The organism is Nocardia vermiculata NBRC 100427, from assembly GCF_001613265.1.
In the GTDB taxonomy this organism is placed as follows: domain Bacteria; phylum Actinomycetota; class Actinomycetes; order Mycobacteriales; family Mycobacteriaceae; genus Nocardia; species Nocardia vermiculata.
Genome location: NZ_BDCA01000005.1, coordinates 282713 through 303915 on the forward strand (window position 1 = coordinate 282713; position 21203 = coordinate 303915).

Genomic DNA, 21203 nt, shown 5'->3' on the forward strand with positions numbered 1-21203 from the left:
GTTCTACCAGTGCCCGCGGCGGAGCACACGGCGGCGGTTTCGGTGAGCGGTCGAGCTTGTCGGCCGTGGCACCGAATCTCGGATTCGAATGGGCCCGGAGCATCCGGCGCGATACCCGTGCGCATCCCTAGGTTCGAGCACCGCACCGTATCCGCAGCCCCCTCACAGTGCCTCGCCCACTACGTGCAGCGCCGCTGCTCCCGTCGCGAAGAACACCGCCAGCACCAGGAACACATTCCACCACCAGTCCGGGCGCACGTACCCCTGCTCGAACTCCGCGCACACCCGTCGATGGCGGCGCAGTGTGCAGGCGAGCAGTACGGTCGCGCCGCCCAGCATCGCGATCCCCACGGCCGCGGGCAGGAACCGCACGCACAGTGCCCCGAGTGCTGCGAAGGACGCCGCGGTCCGCACCCGCGCCAGCGTCGTGCGTTCCGGCTGCAGACCGGGGTCGGCACGCGCCTCGGTACTCATCCGACCGTCAGCAGTACCAGCATGCCGAGCGCGACGGCACCGACCAGTGCTGCCAGCAGCGCGCCCAGGGCGGGAACCGGCAGGCTCGCCCCGGTGCGCATCGCGCGCTCGACACCGAGCCATCGCAGGAATGCGAATCCCGCGACCACCGCCGCACCGGCGAGCATGCCCGTGACGAGTACCAGTTGTGCTGCGGCGCCGACGATTTCGTCACCGATGGCCTCGAATCCGACGGCGCCGGCCACCAAACCCATCGCAGTTCGCAGCCAGGCGAGGAAGGTGCGTTCGTTCGCAAGAGTGAACCGGGGATCCGGATCGTCGCCGTCGCGTAACGCGCGGGGACGCCATCGTCGCCGCGTGGCCGGGCCGGCGCCCTGCGTGCGGGTGGTGGTGAGCTCAGCGGGGCACATCGCCGAGAATGGCCACGCGCTCCATGACCCGACGGTGCGGGAAATAATCGCTGGCGGCATAGTGCTGGGTTGCCCGATTGTCCCAGAACGCAATGGAATTCGGCTGCCAGCGGAAGCGGCATTGAAAATCGGGAACCTTGGCCTGGTCGAACAGGTGCTGAAGCAGGCGGTTGCCCTCAGCCGGCTCGAGGTCGGGGATGTGGGTGGTGAACAGACTGTTCACGAACAGGGTCTTGCGTCCGGTTTCGGGGTGAGTGCGCACGATCGGATGCCGCACCGGCGGATACTGCTGCTGCATTCGTTCCTGCTGTTCGGGCGCCATCGAGCGACCGAAGGAAGGCATGAAGTCGTGCACCGCGTCGAGGCCGTCGATCCGGGCCTTCACCTCGTCGGACAGGCAATCGTAGGCATTGCCCATATCCGCCCACAGGGTGTCGCCACCGGCGGGCGGCACGTCGATCGAGCGAAGGATCGATCCGAGTGGTGGGCGCTGCTGCCAGGTCACATCGACATGCCAGATGTTCTCGGTTCCGGGACTGTCCTCGCCGCGTTCGAAGCGGACCACCGAAGGAACCTCGCCCTGCGGCAGGAGTGGGTGCACCTCGAGCTCGCCCCAGTGCTGCGCGAAGTCGCGGTGCTGAGTTCCGGTGATGTCCTGATCGCGGAAGAACAGCACCTTCCATTCGAGCAGTGCGGATTTCAATTCCGCGATCACGTCGTCGCTCGGCTCGCGCAGGTCGACGCCACGCACCTCGGCGCCGATGAACGGCGTGACCGGGTGCAGATCGATCAGGCGATATTCCGGCGGCTGGAACGTCTCGGGATTGCGGCGCAGGCCGCGCGGGCCGAATTCGATGCTGTGGTCACCGATTTCGACAGTGCGCGACGAGGTGAGTGTAGTCATGGTGCACCCTTCGGGTAGTGAATCAACGGGTGCCGGCGGAGGCTCGTCGCCGGCGGCCGGCCCGTCTGCTGTCGGCGGCGGACAACGAGCCCACAGCCATGTCGATCAGGTGGTCGACGGTGTCGTCGAAGGTCGTCTTCGTGGCCGGGCGGCCTTCCGCGCGTCGCTGCTCGAAGACGGCGAGGGCCGAGACGACCATGTTGAACATCAGTTCCACCCGTTCGCGCGCGGTGCGCCGGGGGAGATGGTCGAGCGCGCGAACCAGGCGCTTCACCACCTCGAGGTTGGCGTCTGCGGTCTCGTCGAAATCCGCGCCGAAGAATTCGACGGTGGGTGCGACGCGAGCGATGAAGCGTGCGTAGTGGCTGCCCTCCGGCGCCGATCCGAGGAACCTGGTGAGCGGCAGGAGTCCGGCTTCGACCAGCGCACGAACATCGTCGCCGCGCCCGTCGCGGTCGATCTCCGCCAGGTAGAGGTGCCGGGCCTGGTTGATATCGGTCATCCGGTTGCGGAACACTTCACGCAGCAGACCGTCTCGGCCGTTGAAGTGGTATTGCACCGCCGAGTTGTTGCGTTGCCCGGCGGCCGCGGCGACGTCTCGCATGGAGACGTCGTCGACGCCGTGCTCGGCGAACAATCGTTCCGCCGCTTCTATCATCGCGGCCTTGGCGCCGTCGACACCTGTCATACCCGTCGACAGTATAAGTCAGTGTCTTATTCGTCAAGACACTGACTTAAATTTTCTAATTCGTTCTCTTACTGCGGCTTTCGCGCTACTCTGATGCCGATCGATGGCCGGCGACGCTCGTGCCGCTGAGTGGGACCCGCGCAGCGCCATCATCGGCAGATGTGACTACGGTCCCCATTTCGAGGCCGGGCATCCCCGCCGATTCGCGAACTTCACTACTTCTCCGTGCCGCCCATGCGGGCTCGCCGCCCCGGCACACCCTGCGAACAAAGGACCACGATGGCGCTAGATTTGAATCCGGCCCACGGACCTGTGCCGAAGCGTCGGCTCTTCGCCGTACTCGCGGTGATCATCCTGTTCTCGGAGATCGCAACCTTCGAAATCCTGATGGTCTACCCCGCGATGCCGCATATGGCGAAGGCCTACGACACCCTGAACATCGCCTGGGCGATCTCCATCGTGACCTTGGCCGGAGCGACATCGGTGCCGTTGATGGGCAAGGCCTCCGACCGCTGGGGCAAACGGCGGATCATCCTGATCCTCGGTGTCGTCTTCGTGGCCGGCAGCGTGATCTGCGCGCTGGCCGGCTCGTTCACCGTGCTGCTCGTGGGCCGTGCCATGCAGGGCGCGCTCGTCGGCATCGTCGCGCTGTCCTACAGTCTGGTACGCGAAATCATGCCGCGGGACTTCGTTCCGGTCGCTCTCGGCACCGTGGCGACGGGTATCGGTATGTCCGCTCTCGCCGGACCCTTCATCGCGGGCTGGCTGATCGACGGTTTCGGGTTCGCGGGGATCTTCTGGTTCATGGCGATCTACGTCGGGATCCTGTTGCCGATCTACTGGCTCGTCGTTCCCGAAACCCCGGCGCGGGCCGACCGGCCCGTGGACTACCTGGGCACCGCGCTGCTCGGTCCCGGTGTCGCGATCCTGCTGCTGGCGGTCACCAAGGGACAGAGTTGGGGATGGAGTTCGGGTAGCACCCTCGCGCTGGTCGTGGTCGGCGCGGTGATGCTGGTGGGATTCGTAGCCTGGCAACGCGTCGCGCCCCATCCACTGATCGACCTGAAGATTCTGTTCGGTCCCCGCTTCGGGCCGACGATCCTGGCCGTGGCCTGTGTGTCGTACATGATGAACGCGCACTCGATGCTCATGCCGACCCTGCTGGAGACCCCCGCCGGGCTGCCCGGAATTTCGTACGGCGCGGGTCTCTCCGCCACGGAATACGCGCTGTGGACCTGCCCGATGGGAATCGTCGGCATGTTCGCGGGCCCGCTCGGCGGCTGGCTCGCCAAGCGATTCGGTGCCCGGCAGGTGCTGCTCGGTGCGGGCGTCCTGTTCCTCTGCGCGATGGTGCTCGGCTCGCAGCTGCTCACGGTGCAGTGGCAGGTGGGGATCTTGAGCGCCCTCGTAGGTTTCGCCGTCGGCTTCCTGCACTCGTCCAACGCGAATCTCGTGCAGGACTCGCTGCCGGCCGCGGACAGCGGGGTCGGCACCTCGATCGCCGGGGTGAGCATGCAGCTCGTATCGGCCGTGTCGGTGACTCTCACCGGTGTGGTGATGTCGCACCACGTCGCAGCGGTGAATCAACAGACCCACGCCGCGCTCTATGCCGATTCCGCCCTGACTCAGGGCTTCCTGTGGGCCGGTGCCGTCGGCGTCGTCGGTGTCGTCGTCGCCGGGCTGATGCGGCACGGCCGTAAACCCGCCACCGGCGGGCTCGACGAGACGGTGACACCCGAGCGCGCCGTCAGCCCGGCCCACTGACCGACCGTCCGACTCGACTATCCGAAAGTGCAGCATGAATCGTCATTCGATCCCGATCGTCCAGCAGCAACCACAGGTGTCCGTCGCGGTGGACTACCGGGACCAGTCCCAGCCGTTCGCCCGCCCACAACCGGTACGTCCGCCCGCAGGCGCCCCCAACGTGCTGCTCGTGATGATCGACGACGTGGGGTTCGGTGCCTCGTCCGCCTACGGTGGCCCGTGCCGGACACCGACCGCCGAACGGCTCGCTGCCGACGGGGTCGGATACACCAGATTCCACACCACCGCACTGTGCTCACCGACCCGCGCGGCCACCCTGACCGGACGTAATCACCACAGCGTCGGATTCGGCGTCATCGCCGAACAAGCCACGGCCGCACCGGGTTACAACGGCACCCGCCCCGACTCCGCCGCGACGGTCGCCCGGGTGCTGCAGGGCAACGGGTACGCCACCGGCGCCTTCGGCAAGATGCACCAGACGCCCACCTGGGAGATCAGCGAAGCGGGCCCGTTCGACAGGTGGCCGACCCGCGAGGGCTTCGATCGTTTCTACGGTTTCCTCGGCGCCGAATCCGACCAGTTCTCGCCGGTGCTGTACCGCGACTTCACCGTCGTCGAACCGCCCCGCTCGCCCGAAGAGGGCTATCACATGTCGGAAGACCTGGTGGACAACGCGATCGAATGGATCGAATCGGTCAGCACCATGGACCCCGACAAGCCGTGGTTCTGTTATCTGCCGTTCGGGGCATGTCATGCGCCGTTGCAGGTGCCGGACGACTACCTGGACAAATACCGCGGAGCGTTCGATCACGGCTGGGATCGGCAGCGCGAGATCACCCTAGCGGAGCAGAAGCGACTCGGGATCGTGCCGCCGGAGACCGAGCTCGCACCGTGGGCACCCGGACTGCCGCATTGGGACGAACTGAATGCCGATCAGCAGAAGGTATCGGCCCGGCTGATGGAACTGTATGCGGCATTCCTGGAGCACACCGACGTCCAGGTGGGCCGGCTCGTCGACCGCCTGCAAGAGCTCGGCGCTCTGGACGACACCCTGGTGCTGTACATGCTCGGCGACAACGGCGCCTCCGCCGAGGGCGGTATGGAAGGCTCGTTCAACTACATCGCCGGCCTCAACGGATATCCGCAGACCGCCGCCGAATCGCTGCAACGGTTCGACGAATTGGGCACGCCGACAAGCTATCCACACCATCCGGCCTCGTGGGCGATGGCGCTCGACACCCCCTATCAGTGGACCAAGCAGGCTGCTTCGCACTACGGCGGCACCCGCAACGGGCTGATCGCGCACTGGCCGAAGGGCATCACCGATACGGGCCGGGTGCGCAACCAGTGGCACCACTGCGTGGACATCGCGCCCACCATCCTCGCCGCGGCAGGTATCCCGGCACCCGATACGGTCGACGGCGTCCCCCAGAAGCCGCTGGAGGGGGTTGCCATGAACTACACGTTCACCGACGCCGACGCCCCGGATCAGCACACCACGCAATATTTCGAGATCTACGGCAACCGCGGCATCTACGACAACGGCTGGACCGCGGTCACCATGCACCGGGCGCCGTGGCTGATGGCCACTCCCGGCCTCACCCTGCCGGCATTCGACGAGGACCGGTGGGAGCTCTACGACACCGACTCCGACTGGTCCCAAGCGCGTGATGTGGCGGCGGAATTCCCCGAAAAACTCGCGGAACTGCAGCAGAAGTTCCTCGTCGAAGCGGCGCGCTACCAGGTTCTGCCGCTGGACGATCGAACGATCACCAGGAATGCGGCGCCGAAGGACCGGCCGCCGCACCCGCTGCGCGGCCGCACATCCATCACGCTGTACCCCCACATGAACGGTCTGCCGGAGAAGGCGGCGCCGCCGTTCTTCAGCCGCTCTTACGTCATCACCGCCACGCTCGACACCGGCGCTGCACCCAGTCAGGGCGTATTGGCCAGTGTCGGTGGGCGTTTCGGCGGTCTCGCGCTGTACGTCGTGGAGTCGAAACCGGTGTTCTGCTACAACTTCAGCGGCGGCGGCCGCACCTTCCTCCGATCCGACACCGAACTGACCGCCGACACTCGCACCGTGAGCATCGAGTTCAGCTACGACGGCGGCGGAATCGGCTTGGGCGGCACCGCAATCCTGTCGGTGAACGAGGTCGAAGTAGCGCGCGGCCGGATCGAGGCCACCAACCGCGCGATCTTCAGTATGAACGAACAACTCGACATCGGACTCAACCGCGGCAGCCCAGTGAGCGAGGAGATCGTCGGCCGGTTCGCGTTCACCGGCCGACTGCACCAGGTGCGGGTGGACCTGCCGGGACCGGACCGACCCGAGACGTCAGCCGAACGAGCCCGAGCCGCCCGCGCGGCCCACTAGCTCGTTCGCAGCTGCAGACGGCTCAGGCGCCTGACGAGCAGGCTCGGCAGCCACGGACCGGTATCGACGGCACGCACGAAGGTGGTGCGTTCCAGCAGCAGGCCGAGCACGATCCGGGCTTCGAGTCTGGCCAGGGCGGCGCCGACACAGAAATGCGGACCTCTGCCGAATCCCAGATGGTTCTTCGGCGCCGCCCGGTCGAGCCGGAATTCGCCGGGATCCTCGACATACGCCGGATCCCGGTTGGCGGCACCCCACAGCAGGAGCAGTCGCGAGCCGGCCGGCAACCGAACCCCGCCCAGCTGGGTATCGCCGACGACGTGCCGGTAATGCCCGCGGAAGGGCGGGTCGTAGCGTAGGACCTCCTCGAGGAAGGTTCCGAGGAGTTCGGGCTGTTCCCGGACTCGGTGCTGGATCTCGGGTCGGGTCGCGAGAATCCACGCCGCGGTACCGATCAGCGCGGCGGTGGATTCGCCGCCCGCGCTGAACAGGGTGATCATCATGGTCAGTGCCGCGGTCTCGTCGATGTTCCCGGCGGCGCAGGCGGCGGCGAGGTCACCCAGCAGATCCTCGCGCGGATCGGCGGTGGCGCGCCGGAACTGCCCGTCGATATAGCCGGCCAGTTCGGTCACCGCGACGCCCGCGGCCCCGAGCCGGTCGTCGCTGACCAGCCCCTCGAGCAGTTGGGTAGCGGAGTATCCCCACCGGATCAGTTCCTGCACATCCACATCGGGCACACCGATGATCCGCGCGACGATCATCATCGGCAGCTGGTCGGCCAGCGCCGCCATCCACTCGACATCACCGTCACCGGCAGCCAGATCCCACAGATGCTCGGCGGTCCGGGTGATGAACGGTTCGACGGCCCGGATGCGCTTGGCCGTCAGATGTGGCAGCACCGCCTTGCGATGTACCGAATGGAACGGCTCGTCGGCGGTCGCCAACGCTTGGGTGGCACCGCCGAACTCACCGATCCGGAACGGGACGATGCCCTCTCCGGCCCGATACACCATGGTGGCGGTCAAATTGGAGGAGAAGTCGTCCCGACGGGCGATCGCGTCGTTCACCGCATCCCACCCGCTGACCGCATAGAAGTCCGAGTCACCGATCCGATGCACCGGCCCGGCCCGATGCATGCGCTCGTAGAGCGGGTGCGGATTCTGGATGTTGTCGTCGTCGAACAGTGCGAGACCGAGCCGGCCATCGAGCGGAGTCATATTCCAACGGTGAACGGAGAGCGCACATCACGTCAACGACCTGCGCAGAAGCTGCGATCCGCCGGGTGGGCCCGGTTGCGTACCCGTCTCATCGCTATGACCTTCACCTGCGAGAATGGTGAAACAAACTGGGCATAACGTCTCAGATTTGAGACTCGGGCGGATATTGATTCACGGAGGTGGCGCGGATGGCTCGCGACGATTGGCTGGTCGGGCGAAACCGCCGCGACGCCGCGGCCGAGCGCATCTATGCCGCGGCCGCGGAACTCATCGTCACCCGCGGTCTGGACGCCTTCGACATCGACAGCCTCGCGGCACGCGTGCACTGCTCGAGAGCCACCATCTACCGCTACGCGGGCGGCAAAGCCGAGATCCGTGACGCGGTGCTGATGCGCTTGGCCTCGGACGTCGTCGAGAAGGTCCGCCGCGCGGTCGAGGGCCTGGCCGGCGCGGAGCGGGTCGTCACCGCTGTCACGGTGGCACTGGAACAGATCCGATCGCACCCGCTCCGAGCCGAGATGTTCAACCCCCGGTCAACGGCACCGGGCCGACTGCACACCTCACCGCTACTGAGCCGACTGGCCGCGGAGCTCACCGGACTCACCGATGACGACCCGCACGCGGCACAGTGGATCGTGCGGGTGGTCATGTCCTTCGCACAATGGCCCGCTCGAGACAGCGACACCGAACAGCTGATGATCCGCAGCTACCTCGCCCCGGCGTTTCGTGGGTGATCTACCCATCGACGACCGACCGTGCCATCCACGCCCGGACATATCCGGATGTGCTCGCAAACGGAGGATGGTTGTCGACCTCGCCATTCGTGGGTATTCGCCTACTCGCCCGTAACGGACGAGCCGCCTATCGTCCTCGGCGACAACGGTGTCAGCGCACATCCACACTCCCACCGAACGGAACTCCAGCCGTGCCGAAAACGCTGACATCCGCCGCACCTGCCCCCACTGCGACCGGTCGATCCGAAGTCGTCCATCGCTTTCTGGTCAAACCCTCCGACGTCGGCATCATCGGATCGGTCGACGGCGGCAAACTGCTCGAATGGATTGACAAGGTCGCCTACGCGGGTGCCGCCCAATGGAGCGGCCACTACTGCGTGACTGCATATGTCGGCAATATTCATCTGGACTGCCCGATCGAAGCCGGCGAGCTGGTCGAATTGCACGCCAACCTGGTACACACCGGCCGCACCAGCATGCACATTCTCGTGACCGTCTACTCCACCGATCCGACACGGGTGAAGCCGGTGCAGAGCGCTCAATGCCTGACGGTGTTCGTCGCCGTCGACGACCACCGTCGCGGGGTCGAGGTGCCGCAATGGAAACCGGCGACCATCTTGGAATTGCAGCGTCATCGCCAAGCTCGGGCGAGGATAGCCGTGCGCAAGGATATCGAGGCCGCGATGTCCGCGCAGCGCTACACCGCCGCCGGCACGGCTCCCAGTGCCACCCTGCGCTTTCTCGCCGCGCCCTCCGATATCAACTGGGGCGGCAAGGTGCACGGCGGGCGCACCATGCAATGGATCGATGAAGCGGCCTACGTATGTGGGGCGAATTGGGCCGGACAGCAGGTGATCACGTCTTATTTCGGCGGCATCCGCTTCTACCGTCCGATAGTCATCGGGCACGCAGTGGAAGCGACGGCAAGACTGATCCACACCGGCCCGCGCAGCATGCATATCAGCGTCCATGTCACCGCATGCGACGCCCACTCCGACCAGCCGGAGCTGGCAGCTCACGGCTTGGCCGTCGTGGTGGCACTCGATCGCGACGCCAAGGCACGTTCGATCCGGCAGTGGGTACCGGTGTCGGAAGAAGACCGCGCTCTCGACCAACACGCCCGGCATCTGATCGCCCTGCGTGCGTTGGTGGAAGGTTTCACCCCGGCCGCAGCGGTTCCGGAAGACGCCGCACCTAACCACTTTCGGGTGTATACCGACTGACGCCTCGGCCGTGTGCCCCGTGCGAGCTCGCGCCCACACTACCGGTGCGAGGCTCTCGATCGAACGTGGGCGACCTCAGTCCGTGTGCTCACCGATACAGAACTCGTTGCCCTCCGGATCGGCGAGAACGATCCAGGCCAGCCCCGGCATGGTGTGCTCGGTCAAGATCTTCGCGCCGAGGCCGACCATTCGTTCGGCGGCAGCAGCCCGCGGCTCCCCGTGCAGGTCGAAGTGCACGCGATTCTTGCCCACCCGAGGCTCCGGAACCTTCTGCAGGCCCACGTTGGGTGACTCGCCGGGCCGGCCGAGTAGCACGAATTCGCCGCCGTAATCTGCCAACACATCCAGCTCGAGCGCGGGAGCCCAGAACTCGGCCAGCCGCCGCGGATCTTCGCAATCGATCGTCACCATCTCGATCCTCAATGTCATGCGCGGACCCTATCGGCGGCCACCGACAAGTTACGCGCCCTCGACCAGCCCGGACCTACGCGTCGCTGTTCCCGCTTCGCCGCGGACCGGCTGCACTACGGTGGAGACCGTGCGCCCCACCACCCGCCTGCTGCCGGTCCTGCTCGCCGTATTCGCCGCGGCCCTGCTACTCCCCGCGCAGGCGAGCGCCGACACCGTCATCGACGACACCACTTCGCACCGCATCGACGAACTGGTAGCCCTGCGCGACCAGGCAGCCGGAGCAAGCACCGGGGACCTCCTGAACCTCCTGTCCGCACAATTCCTCGGCACTCCCTACGCCGCGGACACACTCATCGGCTCCGCCACCGAGCCCGAACAACTGGTCGCCGACTTCCGCCAGGTGGACTGCTTCACCTTCCTCGACTACGTCGAAGCCCTGAGCCGAACCACCGACCGAAACCAGTTCGAAGCCAACCTGATCGACACCCGCTACGCCGCCGACCACGTCGACTTCGCCCACCGCAAACACTTCTTCACCGACTGGGCCCAGGTAGCAAACCCGGTAGCCACCGACATCACCGCCACCCTCTCACCCGCCGCCCTCACCATCCCCAAACACCTCAACGCCAAGCCCGACGGCACCCTCTACCTCCCCGGCATCCCCGTAGTCGACCGAGCCGTCACCTACATCCCCAGCGAAGCAGTCAACGACAACGTCATGAACGGCCTACACACCGGAGATTTCGTCGGCGCCTACACCGATGCACCTGGGCTGGATGTCACCCACGTCGGAATCATCGTCGCGACGCCGAACGGCCCGGTTTTCCGGAACGCGTCGTCACTGGCGGAGAACAACAAGGTGGTGGATACGCCGTTGGGGGAGTACCTGGAGACCGTGCCGGGGATCGTGGTGCTGCGGCCGTAGGCCGCTCGGCACCCGCGGACCTACCTGCCTGGCGTCCAGCTGCGCACCGAATATGTGCTGAACGCATAACGACCGCATTTGTCCATCTATCCGCTGAGGAAGAGCCTAATTCGTCCGCGTCGCTGGTATTCGTGGCGAATCGCGTGGAATCAAAATAGAAGTGCCGGTGCGCATACAGTGTTCGGGTTGGTTGGGTCGTCCTGATCACGCGCCGGAGCGGCTCCTACATGTTCACGAAGTTCGGCCAGGACTGCGCACACACCGTTCACTTCCTCGTTCTGCACGTGCGCCCACTCCAGTTCCTCGAACACCTTATCTGCGAGCGCGCGGGTGACCTGGCGTCCGAGTGCCGTAGAGAGGACATGGAGACCGAGAATCGGTGGAACCGCGTTCCCGATCTGTTGCGCTATCGCGCCGCCACTCCACGGGTAGTCCATCGGAAAGCTTTGGAGCCGACCGGCTTCCTTGTCGAGGAAACGACCTTCCTGTCCGTCTGTCACGACCCTGTTCCTGGAGACTTTGCCGGTGATCGTGGCGGACGGTTGTGTCGACTCTCGTTTTCCCCGTGCCTTGGGGTCACCTCCGGTGCCGTAGTTCGAGACGACGTGGAAGTGCTCTTTTCGGCCGGGCAGGGCATCGGCCATGGTCTTGTACTCCGCCAGGTGATCGTCGTTGTTCCGCCGTAACGCCGACTTGGGCTTGCGGTAGATCTGATGGGTCGGCGCCGGGATAGGGCGCGCACCGTCGAGTGAGGCGATGAGGACAGCTCGCCGACGAGTCTGGGGCACCCCGTATTGCTCGGTGCGTAGCACCTTGGTCCGGACGTGGTAGCGCAGTTTGTCATGGAGCACCACGCCCATCGCCTCCCACACTGGCAGAACTGCTGGTACCTGTTCGAGCACGATGGTTCGGTAGGGCCGGCCGAGTTCGGCTGCTTGCAACGCCCAGCGCAGCGGTTCCAAAACAAGGCCGGTGCGCTCGTCCTCCAGCTGTGTCAGCTCGTCCTGCACGGATTCGCCCGCTGCCATCGCGATGATGAATTTCAACACCGTGTCGAGGGCTCGTCGGCCGGCGCCGTGCCCTGCGACGGTGAAGGTCTGACACGGGGGCCCGCCCATCAACATCGTTGCGGAGGGGAAGTCTTCCGGACCGAGCTCGCGTACGTCGTGGCGCTCGAAGTTCAGCCCCGCGGCCTCCCGTGTCTTGCACGCGTCGGCATCCCATTCGAGGCCGTACACCTTGCGGCCCAGCCATCGCGCGGCAACGTCCAGACCGCCGGGGCCCGCGAACAGGTCGACGGTGTCGGCGTGTTCTTTGGAAACGGTACGGTCCTCGCTCGGCACCCATGGAGCATAGCCGGCGGAGCGTGGATAGCCGAGCTCAGCAATTCAAACCGGCGCGTACCGCTCGTCCCAGTGCCTGCGCTGCGGGCGGCGGGGTCGCATTACCGATCTGACGGTAGCGGGCCGTTTTGCCGCCGCAGATCTCCCAGTGGCTGGGGAACGCTTGCAGTTCGGCAATCTGGTCGACAGTGAGACGCACCCTCCCCTCCGGGATATCGGGGTCCCACCGGAAGTCGACAGCAGGAGGGGTGTCCCACAACGACTTCCCTTCGACGCCCAATCGTGCCCAAGCACGTTGTGAGCCCGCAGGACCCAGGTCTGCACCACCGCGCTCCCACGAACCGCCGACGATCGTCGGGGCCAGACGGTTGGCGTAAGCCGCCCATTCGTCGGCTTGTAACCATCCCCGGGCGGCAATGGAAGTGCGGAGGACCGCGCCGACCGTCAGATTCGGCGACGGCACAATGGTTGCCAATGCATCGTCGAATCGACTGAGCCCTCCGTCCCGGAAAGCGACGAGAATCCCGAGCTGTCGCTGTTGCGGTACACCGAAGTTGCAAGCGTTCACTACGCGCCAATTGAACTCGTAACCAGCGGCGTCCAGGTACTTCTCCACATACGAGCGGCTTTCGGCGTACCCCTCGCGGGAGACGAGATCGGGAACATTCTCCAACACCACAGCTCGTGGCCGCAGCTCCGATATCCACCGACCAGTGGTTTCGAGCAGTTCAAGTTCTATGTTGTCACCGCGGGTACGTGAGGCTGTCGCGGCCGATCGCACCCGCGGGAGCCCCGCTGACAACAGATCGAGGTCGTCGACCAAGGGCAAGTCCTTTGGCGGGTCGATTTTCAAGAGATCGCGGTTGACGACGTGCCACTTCGGCCGGTTGGCCCGGAGGGTAGAGCAGGCCTCCGACTTCTTTTCGATCAAAGTAACCGGGTCGAATCCGGCCTGTTCCAGACCGAGGGCCATCCCACCGGCACCGGCACAAATCTCCAGTGAGCTGAGGCGCTGCGCGGCGTTTACCATCGGGACCCCCTTCCGCGTGTAGGACGCACTGAGACTCAGGATAGTGGGCTGTTTCTGTGACGATGTCCGTTTCGAGGCAGGCTCGGTAGGCGGGGATCGTGCGCGGGTCACCCGTCGGGGCCGAGTGGGGCTCTCTGAACGCGAGGCTGGGAGCTGCTCGAAAATTGGCTTTGAACTGGTGGGACGTGGCGATTTCGAGGAGTGGAGGGCACTGCTGCGTCCGGTTGGTGAGAGAGACTGTAACGCAATCCTTTGTTAGTACTATCTTCCGTTGAAAGCGCACTGACATACATACCGCGCCGGGCTCCCCGGGGCGAGCGGGTCGTGCTGTGGGGTGCGGTGTGGCGTGAGTGGCAGGGAGTGTCGGGTGGACGATCTGATCGAGGATCAGTACGACGTGTTCAAGTCGATCTTGGACAAGTACACGCCGGCGGAAGCGGTGAAAAAGCTGAAGTTGCTGGCATCCGAGGACGTGATCAAACGAATCCTGGAACGGTACGAAGCCGACATGATCCGGATCAAGGAGCTCCAGGAACCGCAAGCGGTCGTCATCGACAACTATGAGACCTGGTATGCCGGTCCGCATCCGGACGATCGGCTGTGGCCCGCACTCACCGATATCCTGCGCCGTGACGGTTGGCAGCAGACACCGGCGATCGACAGCCTGGACGCCTCGTCCACCCGCATCGTCTCGCTGCTCAGCCACCCACGGGAGCGAACGTTCGCCACCCGCGGCCTGGTCGTCGGCTATGTGCAGTCCGGAAAGACGACCAACTTCACGGCCGTCATGGCCAAGGCCGCCGACCGGGGATACAAACTGTTCATAGTGTTGGCCGGAATCCACAACGGCCTGCGCCGTCAGACCCAGGCTCGCCTGATACAACAACTCGTCGAACCTAACCCGAGTCAGTGGTCCCAGATCACCGATCTCGACGCCGACTTCCGTCCGAGGGATAATCCCGCGAGCCTCTTCGGCAAGTCCAACAAGACGCATGTGCTGTGTGTGGTCAAGAAGAACGCCACGGTGCTGGACAAGCTGGTGAGCTGGCTCAGCCACGCGCAGGAGTACCTTGCTGATTGCCCGGCTCTGATCATCGACGACGAGGCCGACCAGGCCACGGTCGCTACCCGTTCGATCAATCCGCTGATCCGGCAAATCTTGAACACGCTGCCGAAGTCCGCCTATGTCGGATACACGGCCTCGCCGTTCGCCAATCTGCTGATCGATCCGGCTGCCGAGGATCTGTATCCCGAACACTTCGTCGTCAACCTCCCCAAACCCGACGGACACTTCGGAACCGAGGTGCTGTTCGGGCGTTATGCGCTCGACGGCGAGGATCCCAATGACGTCGATGACGGTCACGACATGATTCGCATCATCCCCGATGAGGACGTGGAATGTGTTCGGCCCAAGAGCAAGGCGGACACCGAGGGGTTCGTTCCGACGATCACCGACGCTCTCCGCGATGCCGTCCACTACTTCTGGATGTGTACGGCAGCGCGTCGTGCCCGCGGGAGCGGTAATCCGCACAGCACCATGCTGATTCACACCAGTGTGCGGACATCGGTTCACAACAGTTTCCGGGAACCGCTCGAGGTCCTGCGGGGCCGGATGATTCGCGATCTGGACGCCGGAGTCGGAGTGGAGCGGTTGCGTGCGCTCTGGCAGGAGGAGACCGCGAGGGTCCCGGCCGCCGGCTTCGGTGAACAGACAGTCCCTTTCGAGACCGTTCTGGAGCAGTTGCCGAAGGTGGTCCGGGAGTGCCGGGTCATCATGGACAACTCCGAGAGTGTCGACCGATTGGATTACGAGAGCGGCCCGGTGGTGGCCATCGCGGTCGGCGGCAACACGCTGTCGCGCGGATTGACATTGGAAGGTCTGTCGGTCAGCTTCTTCGTTCGTTCGGCCTCCACCTACGACACCCTGCTGCAGATGGGGCGATGGTTCGGATTCCGCAATGGCTACGCCGATCTGCCGCGCATCTGGATGACGACCGATCTCGAGGACTCGTTCCGTCATCTGGCGACCGTCGAGACCGAGATGCGGCGCGATATCGATCTCTATCTGACCGAGGACAAGACTCCACGCACCTTCGCGGTGCGGTTGCGCACGCATCCGTCGCTGCGGGTGACCGCACCGGCCAAAATGAAGTCCGCCGTGACTGCCGCTTCTTCCTACGGCGGTAGGCGCGTCCAAACCCGGTATTTCCGAAGGGAATCCGATTGGCTGCTGCGCAATCAGAAGGCAGCGCGGATACTCGTGACCGAGGCTGTGGCACGTGGGCGGGCCGAGGAGCGCAGCGACGAGGGGCGGTACCTGATCCGGGACGTGCCGAGCGAGTTGGTGATCGACTTCCTGCGCGAGTATCAGTTCCATGAGAACTCGAAAGAATGCGACAGCGGTCTGATGATCGACTACATCGACAAGCGAAACCGCAAGGCACACACCCTGCGTCAGTGGAACATCGCCATCATCGGGACGCCGGGCAAGGAAGCTGCCGGTCGGTTCGAGTTCGCACCAGGGGTATCGGTCGGTCGGATCGTGCGTTCGCGCCTGAAGACCTCGACCGCTGATGTCGCCGACATCAAGACCCTGATCAGCCGTCGCGATATCGGCGCGGACCTGGTGGACGTGGCATCGAACCTCAATGAGAAGCAGATCGAAGCAGAGCGTCGCAAACAGTTCCCCGAATCCGGGCTGCTGATGTTGTACCCGATCGACCAGGATTCGGCGCCGAGCCCGGCTCGTGAGGAGACCCGTCTGCCGCTCGAGGCGCCCGAGCATGCGATCGGCGTGGCTCTCGTCTTTCCGACGCCACACGATGCCGACACCACCGTCGAATGGGAAGCCACCTACGTGTCGGCCGACCTGTCCGGAATCGAAGACGAGGAAGAAGATCTGAGCATCCTCGAGGCAGACGAAGGATGACCGACCCCGCCCTTCGAACCATCCTCGACGACTACTGGGATCGACTCGAACGTGACCGGCCGAGTTCCGGACACGCTCTGCAGACCGCACCGCTTCCGGTTGTGACATCTGCCGGTCCGCTGCTGGCTGCTGTCGACTCGGACGGTCACCGGCATCTGCTCGTCCCCGTGGACCCGCACCACAGTGTGCGGCGCGGTTTGAACGGACCGGTGCTCGAACTTCGGCGCCGAATTCTCGAGGACGAACACGTCCGGTCGACATTCGCTGATCTCGGATGTCTGCGATCGGATCTCAATGATGTCTTCGCGGTCCTGTGCGCGGATGTTCTCCTGGCCGTCGAGACCGCGCCCGCGCAGCCTGTGAAGATATTGAACCGGGTGTTGGATCACTGGAAGGCGCTGTTCCAGAATCCCGGGACCCCGTTGGGAGCCAAGCAGATTGCCGGGCTGTTCGGTGAGTTGGTGGTATTGCGGCGGTTATTGGAACTCGACCCGAGTGCTCATCGGCTCTGGCGTGGCCCAGTAGGACATCGACACGATTTCTCGGCCGAGCTTAACGCGATAGAAGTCAAGACTTCGATGGCGGCCGAAAGCAGAGAGATCCGAATCCACGGGCTGAGCCAGCTCGAGCCGCCGTTGGGCGGCACCCTCGCGCTGGTCTGGTTGCGTCTCGAGGCGGCGGTGGTCGGCGGGACCGGTGTGAAAGAACTCATCGACGAAGTCCTCAGATTGTGTGATGACGAGGGTGCGGTGATCATAGCGCTGGCGGCGATCGGATATCGCGTCGCGCACGACGATCACTATCGGCACATTCGATTCGGTCTGAACGAAGAACGGTGGTATCGAGTCGATGACGAGTTTCCCAGGTTGACCTCGGCGCATACCGCTGCTGCCGGGGTATCGGAATCAGTTTTCGGAATCGACTATTCGATATCGCTGGCCGGAGAAACACCGGAACCGATGGACGACGACAGCATCAAGTCACAACTCACCGCGATAGCCGAGGAGCTGAGGTGAACGAGCCCGCGTGGATGTCCCAGCCGTTCCCGGCCGAAGGGGCGAGTGCTGCGGAAGGCATCCGAAATCAGCTGGGCAAACCTCAGTTGGACAACCTCACCGTGCTGGTTCGAGAGTCGGCACAGAACAGCTGGGATGCGCGCTGCGACGACGAGACCTCAGTCGATTTCCGGATCGATCTGCTGACGGTCAGCGCGGCACACAGTTCGGCCTGGCGTGAGCATTTCCAACGCCGTGCGCCGAGGAAGGACTATCTGCCGCTGCGTGACTCGCTACAGAGGTCGACCATTAGGCTGCTGTCCATCTCCGATCGCGGAACCCGGGGTCTGGGTGGACCGACCCGCGCCGACGAAGTCTCCGATGAGACTCGAGATTTCGTCGCTTTCCTGCGCAATATCGGTGAACCACGCGATCAGAAGCTCGGCGGTGGGACATACGGTTTCGGCAAAGGCATTCTGTATCTGTTGTCGCGATGCGGAACGATTCTCGTGTACACCCGATGCCGCTATCAGGGGCGAATCGAGTCCAGGCTGATGGGTGCCTCGCTGTGGCAGAGTTACCAGGCCGAGGAGTCGTCAGGTCCGCGCCGATACACCGGACGGCACTGGTGGGGTGCGATTTCCGACAATGTGGTCGAGCCCCTGATCGGTGTCGACGCCGACGTGATGGCCAACCGACTCGGGCTCCGAGGTTTCGGAGATGCGGAGACCGGGACGACGATTGCGATCGTCGATCCGATTCTCGATGAGCGCGAGCCGGTCGACACCGCGCAGTATCTCGCCGAAACCGTTGCCTGGCATCTGTGGCCGAAGATGTTGCCGACCTACTCGGGCCGGCGGCCGATGCGTTTCTCCGTGACCTGTGACGGAATCGAGCATCCGGTGCCCGACCCGGAGTCGCTCAAGCCACTGCGGCCGTTCGTTGCTGCCTACCGACGGATGAACGATCCCGAGTCCCGCGAAGAGCTGCGGTGGTACAAGAAGAGACTTCTGGGCTACCTGGGACTACATCGCTTCATGTTCCAGAAATTCGAGCCCAGCGACGCGGCGCACGTCGCGGGTTTCGACGATGGCCTGCTCCATCACATCTGTCTGGTGCGACCTGCCGAATTGGTCGTGACGTATTGGCCGGGCCCGAAGCCGACGACCGAATTCACGGCCTATGCCGGCGTATTCCGGGCGGACGTGGAACTCGACAGCGCCTACGCGGCCGCAGAACCGCCGACGCATGACAGTTGGAATTATCACTCCCTCGAGCACCCCGAAAGCTCCTATGTGAAGACAACTTTCACACGATTGAAGGAGTCCGTCGAGAAGATACTCGGCACCAGAAACTCTGGGCAATTCGAGGTGGCTCAGGTGTCGCTGGGTGCCGCCGCCGAGCGACTTTCCCCGCTGATCGGTGGAACATGGGGTGTCGGTTCGGCGACTGACTACGGGAAGCCGGGCGATACTCGCTCACGCACGCCCCGACGCGTGGTGAAGCGACCCAAGAAGGGGAGACAACCCGTAGTCGATGCCGCAGACAGAGGGCACGATGTCGACTTCGGCGACAGCGCTCGACCTGATGGCGGCAACGGCTACTCCGCGGACGTCGGGGCAGGGGCCCCGAAACAGAAGCCTGCTCGACGCCGGCCCCGAATCGAATACGTTGGCGATCCATTCCTCGAGGAATTCCAGGGTGCGGCCGTTCTGGTGCAACAGTTCCGACTGCCGGTGACCGGGCCACAACGCATCACCGCCGATCTGGCAGTCGCACTCAGCAATGACACCGGGCTCGAACTCGATCCGCCCGCCGGAGCTGACATGCCGCTTCTCATCGGATGGCGTGATTCGACGGGCGAGTTGCACAGCGGTGACACGCGAGTGGTCCATGGCGGTGCGAACACCTGGCAGGCGGTTGTCAAGCCCGCCGCCGACACGATGACGAATATCCGATTGCAGGTAGAGGCGGTGGAAATCTGATGTCGCGCGCACTGCCCTACAAAATTCCGCAGTCGAATGTCGTCGGCGCCGAGGACTGGATACTGACGGTCGACGGCGAGGAACTTCCGCTGCCCGAGGCATTTCCGCATTGGGATTATCAAACCGATCTGAATCTGCGGCGAAGAGTCACCGTAGACGTCGTGCGCGCCCGCGAGGAGTCCGGATTGGCTCCGCACACCGCACTCACCCTGGCGGCCACCTGGCGCGCGGACGGATCCAAGCTCAAAGGGTGCCCGATGCGGCAGCCCGTTCCGGAATCCGGAGTGGTCGAGTTGGCCGCCGTGCTTCGAGGGGCAGACCTCGGCGGAATCGTGGAACTCGATACGGCGTTGGTACTGGCCAACCGGCGAATGGACACTGACCGTCCGATCGCCGCGCGGCGTGCGGGATCGGTGTTGTGGAGTGACCGGCACGCAATCCGGTTGCAAGGCGACGCCACTCAATTCCCGATCGCGATCGTCGACTTCACCACGACGCCCTACCCCGCGAATGCTGCCTGGTATCTGGAAATCGGCTCGAACCTGGAAGCCGCGACCATGGGCACGATCCTGCTGTTGGTGAACGAGAAGAACACGGCCGTTGCTGACGCCGTCAAGCGAGTCACGAACTCGCGGATTCAAGATCGCCTCGTCATGGAGGCGCTGGAGGCCGATATCGCCCGCGCGATGGTGAACCACGCGCTGCATGACAGCGAGTTCAGTGACGAAATCGATTACGAGGACGATACCCTCGGCGCCACCCTTCAGGAACTGATCGGTCGGCTGTTTCCGGCCCGTTCGATCGAGGACATCCGTCTGCTCGCCGACAACTCGCCGAGCCGATTCGAGGCCGAATTACAGGCTGCTGTCAATCTGTTCGGAGGTGCGATATGACCTTCCTGTACCCACGCCTGCTACGTCCGAATGCCTTGAGTCTAGCCAAGCAGTACCGCGAACTGTCGATCCTGGACCTGCAGTCCCGCGCGGCGACGAGCGACGAATCCGCCGTGTACGTCGCTACCGGCGGCACCCGTCTGGAGTCGAGCCGGCTGCAGGTGCTTCGCGACATGGTTGTCGATCTGGCCAAGGAATCGGGATTTCCGGGGCCGCCGGCGAAGGACCAAAGGACCGCATTCGATTTACGGTTGGCAAGGCTGCTGCACAGCCAGATGGACATCGCTCCCGCCGAGGCCGCATCCGGCGACGTCTGGGCATTCCTCGCCGTCATCCTGCTTCCGGACGTCGCGTACTGGCGATACCCGCCGTCCAGCGAGGGAGTTTTGCGCGATCGATTTCTCGGCGGTGACCTCACCCGGCATGTCTTCGGCCGAATGTGGTGGCGAGCGCACTTCGTCTACTCGCCGGAAGAGCCCGATCCGTATGCGGCCCTGTCGGTTCTGGGGGAATCCGAGTTCGACCAGATCTACGCGCGGCGAACGACATTGGGTGGCCGCCCGCAGCTGATCAAGTCCATCCTGCGGGTGTGGAGGGAGATCGAAATTCGCGAACTCTCCGACCGCGACATACTCCGGGACTTCCTAAAACGTCTGCTTCGACTCGACCCATTCCTCGTCTATGAGGCGCTCGACGACTTTGCGCTCGACACCGAACTCCGCGCAGTAGCTCGCGAGACGATAGTCGGCCTCTTAATCAGCAAGGGATATCTGCGGGAAGCTGCGGAACGCAGGGCCCGCGAAGTGCTTCCACGATTCTGAAGCCGGCTAGGTGTCGTGGCTGCCTGCTGAAGCCATGCCCGGAGGTCGTTCCGGCGCTTGATCGGCTAGGGGTGGTGTTC

The 21203-nt window shown here is 64.4% G+C and carries 18 protein-coding genes; 10 read left to right on the forward strand and 8 right to left on the reverse strand.

Annotated features, from left to right (window positions below; all coding sequences use genetic code 11):
- Window positions 1-162: 162 nt before the first annotated feature.
- The 4 genes from NV2_RS09340 to NV2_RS09355 are packed head-to-tail and all read right to left on the reverse strand — an operon-like array spanning window position 163 to window position 2476.
- Window positions 163-474 carry a DUF202 domain-containing protein gene (locus NV2_RS09340; protein ID WP_067871137.1) on the reverse strand — a complete coding sequence of 104 codons (312 nt, stop codon included), beginning with the start codon at window positions 472-474 and terminating at the stop codon, window positions 163-165.
- Complete coding sequence (locus tag NV2_RS09345) at window positions 471-884, reverse strand: YidH family protein (RefSeq protein WP_067871138.1); 414 nt, start codon at window positions 882-884, stop codon at window positions 471-473. Before NV2_RS09345 ends, NV2_RS09340 begins: the two co-directional genes overlap by 4 nt.
- Entirely contained in the window at window positions 871-1788 is a 918-nt protein-coding gene (locus NV2_RS09350; protein WP_067871139.1) for a TauD/TfdA dioxygenase family protein, read from the reverse strand. Before NV2_RS09350 ends, NV2_RS09345 begins: the two co-directional genes overlap by 14 nt.
- 22 nt (window positions 1789-1810) lie before the next feature.
- Window positions 1811-2476 carry a TetR/AcrR family transcriptional regulator gene (locus NV2_RS09355; RefSeq protein ID WP_067871140.1) on the reverse strand — a complete coding sequence of 222 codons (666 nt, stop codon included), beginning with the start codon at window positions 2474-2476 and terminating at the stop codon, window positions 1811-1813.
- 279 nt (window positions 2477-2755) lie between these two features.
- Between NV2_RS09355 and NV2_RS09360 the strand changes: the two genes are divergently transcribed.
- Entirely contained in the window at window positions 2756-4240 is a 1485-nt protein-coding gene (locus tag NV2_RS09360) for an MFS transporter (protein ID WP_067871141.1), read from the forward strand.
- Window positions 4241-4274: 34 nt separating this feature from the next.
- On the forward strand, window positions 4275-6617 hold the full coding sequence (locus NV2_RS09365) for an arylsulfatase (protein ID WP_067871142.1): 2343 nt from the start codon (window positions 4275-4277) through the stop codon (window positions 6615-6617).
- Here NV2_RS09365 and NV2_RS09370 read toward each other — a convergent pair.
- Window positions 6614-7834, reverse strand: a complete 1221-nt coding sequence (locus NV2_RS09370; RefSeq protein ID WP_067871143.1) for a cytochrome P450 — start codon at window positions 7832-7834, stop codon at window positions 6614-6616. The genes NV2_RS09365 and NV2_RS09370 overlap by 4 nt on opposite strands.
- A 188-nt stretch (window positions 7835-8022) precedes the next feature.
- Here NV2_RS09370 and NV2_RS09375 point away from each other — a divergent pair, with 188 nt between their 5' ends.
- Window positions 8023-8568 (forward strand): TetR/AcrR family transcriptional regulator, encoded by a 546-nt coding sequence (locus NV2_RS09375; RefSeq protein ID WP_067871144.1) that lies wholly within the window; start codon window positions 8023-8025, stop codon window positions 8566-8568.
- Window positions 8569-8771: 203 nt separating this feature from the next.
- Window positions 8772-9791 (forward strand): acyl-CoA thioesterase, encoded by a 1020-nt coding sequence (locus NV2_RS09380; protein ID WP_245662529.1) that lies wholly within the window; start codon window positions 8772-8774, stop codon window positions 9789-9791.
- A 75-nt stretch (window positions 9792-9866) separates the two neighbouring features.
- Here NV2_RS09380 and NV2_RS09385 read toward each other — a convergent pair whose 3' ends face one another.
- Window positions 9867-10220, reverse strand: coding sequence for a VOC family protein (locus NV2_RS09385; RefSeq protein WP_067871145.1), 354 nt, complete (start codon window positions 10218-10220; stop codon window positions 9867-9869).
- Window positions 10221-10329: 109 nt separating this feature from the next.
- Here NV2_RS09385 and NV2_RS09390 point away from each other — a divergent pair, with 109 nt between their 5' ends.
- A complete protein-coding gene (locus tag NV2_RS09390; RefSeq protein ID WP_067871222.1) occupies window positions 10330-11127 on the forward strand; it encodes a DUF1460 domain-containing protein in 798 nt (265 codons plus the stop codon).
- 149 nt (window positions 11128-11276) lie between these two features.
- On the opposite strand, the gene NV2_RS09395 is transcribed toward NV2_RS09390, so the two are convergent.
- Both NV2_RS09395 and NV2_RS09400 read right to left on the reverse strand, forming a co-directional pair.
- Window positions 11277-12470, reverse strand: a complete 1194-nt coding sequence (locus NV2_RS09395; protein ID WP_084474219.1) for a DNA cytosine methyltransferase — start codon at window positions 12468-12470, stop codon at window positions 11277-11279.
- Window positions 12471-12507: 37 nt separating this feature from the next.
- The gene (locus NV2_RS09400; RefSeq protein WP_067871146.1) at window positions 12508-13500 is read right to left on the reverse strand and encodes a DNA cytosine methyltransferase; all 993 of its coding nucleotides are present in this window, start codon (window positions 13498-13500) and stop codon (window positions 12508-12510) included.
- Between the two features lie 367 nt (window positions 13501-13867).
- On the opposite strand from NV2_RS09400, the gene NV2_RS09405 reads away from it, so the two are divergent.
- From NV2_RS09405 to NV2_RS09425, 5 genes are read left to right on the forward strand one after another with little or no spacing between them, the layout of a single operon-like run.
- Window positions 13868-16429 (forward strand): Z1 domain-containing protein, encoded by a 2562-nt coding sequence (locus NV2_RS09405; protein ID WP_067871147.1) that lies wholly within the window; start codon window positions 13868-13870, stop codon window positions 16427-16429.
- On the forward strand, window positions 16426-17445 hold the full coding sequence (locus NV2_RS09410) for a PD-(D/E)XK motif protein (RefSeq protein WP_084474221.1): 1020 nt from the start codon (window positions 16426-16428) through the stop codon (window positions 17443-17445). The genes NV2_RS09405 and NV2_RS09410 overlap by 4 nt, the downstream gene beginning before the upstream one ends.
- On the forward strand, window positions 17442-19409 hold the full coding sequence (locus NV2_RS09415; RefSeq protein WP_067871148.1) for a hypothetical protein: 1968 nt from the start codon (window positions 17442-17444) through the stop codon (window positions 19407-19409). The genes NV2_RS09410 and NV2_RS09415 overlap by 4 nt, the downstream gene beginning before the upstream one ends.
- Complete coding sequence (locus NV2_RS09420) at window positions 19409-20302, forward strand: hypothetical protein (protein WP_067871149.1); 894 nt, start codon at window positions 19409-19411, stop codon at window positions 20300-20302. Before NV2_RS09415 ends, NV2_RS09420 begins: the two co-directional genes overlap by 1 nt.
- On the forward strand, window positions 20299-21123 hold the full coding sequence (locus NV2_RS09425; RefSeq protein WP_067871150.1) for a DUF6339 family protein: 825 nt from the start codon (window positions 20299-20301) through the stop codon (window positions 21121-21123). The genes NV2_RS09420 and NV2_RS09425 overlap by 4 nt, the downstream gene beginning before the upstream one ends.
- Window positions 21124-21203: the final 80 nt, after the last annotated feature.

Coding starts and splice junctions, on each gene's coding strand:
- NV2_RS09340 (WP_067871137.1), bottom strand. CDS start 474: ATGAGTACCGAGGCGCGTGCCGACCCCGGTCTGCAGCCGGAACGCACG.
- NV2_RS09345 (WP_067871138.1), bottom strand. CDS start 884: ATGTGCCCCGCTGAGCTCACCACCACCCGCACGCAGGGCGCCGGCCCG.
- NV2_RS09350 (WP_067871139.1), bottom strand. CDS start 1,788: ATGACTACACTCACCTCGTCGCGCACTGTCGAAATCGGTGACCACAGC.
- NV2_RS09355 (WP_067871140.1), bottom strand. CDS start 2,476: ATGACAGGTGTCGACGGCGCCAAGGCCGCGATGATAGAAGCGGCGGAA.
- NV2_RS09360 (WP_067871141.1), top strand. CDS start 2,756: ATGGCGCTAGATTTGAATCCGGCCCACGGACCTGTGCCGAAGCGTCGG.
- NV2_RS09365 (WP_067871142.1), top strand. CDS start 4,275: ATGAATCGTCATTCGATCCCGATCGTCCAGCAGCAACCACAGGTGTCC.
- NV2_RS09370 (WP_067871143.1), bottom strand. CDS start 7,834: ATGACTCCGCTCGATGGCCGGCTCGGTCTCGCACTGTTCGACGACGAC.
- NV2_RS09375 (WP_067871144.1), top strand. CDS start 8,023: ATGGCTCGCGACGATTGGCTGGTCGGGCGAAACCGCCGCGACGCCGCG.
- NV2_RS09385 (WP_067871145.1), bottom strand. CDS start 10,220: ATGACATTGAGGATCGAGATGGTGACGATCGATTGCGAAGATCCGCGG.
- NV2_RS09400 (WP_067871146.1), bottom strand. CDS start 13,500: ATGGTAAACGCCGCGCAGCGCCTCAGCTCACTGGAGATTTGTGCCGGT.
- NV2_RS09410 (WP_084474221.1), top strand. CDS start 16,426: ATGACCGACCCCGCCCTTCGAACCATCCTCGACGACTACTGGGATCGA.
- NV2_RS09420 (WP_067871149.1), top strand. CDS start 19,409: ATGTCGCGCGCACTGCCCTACAAAATTCCGCAGTCGAATGTCGTCGGC.
- NV2_RS09425 (WP_067871150.1), top strand. CDS start 20,299: ATGACCTTCCTGTACCCACGCCTGCTACGTCCGAATGCCTTGAGTCTA.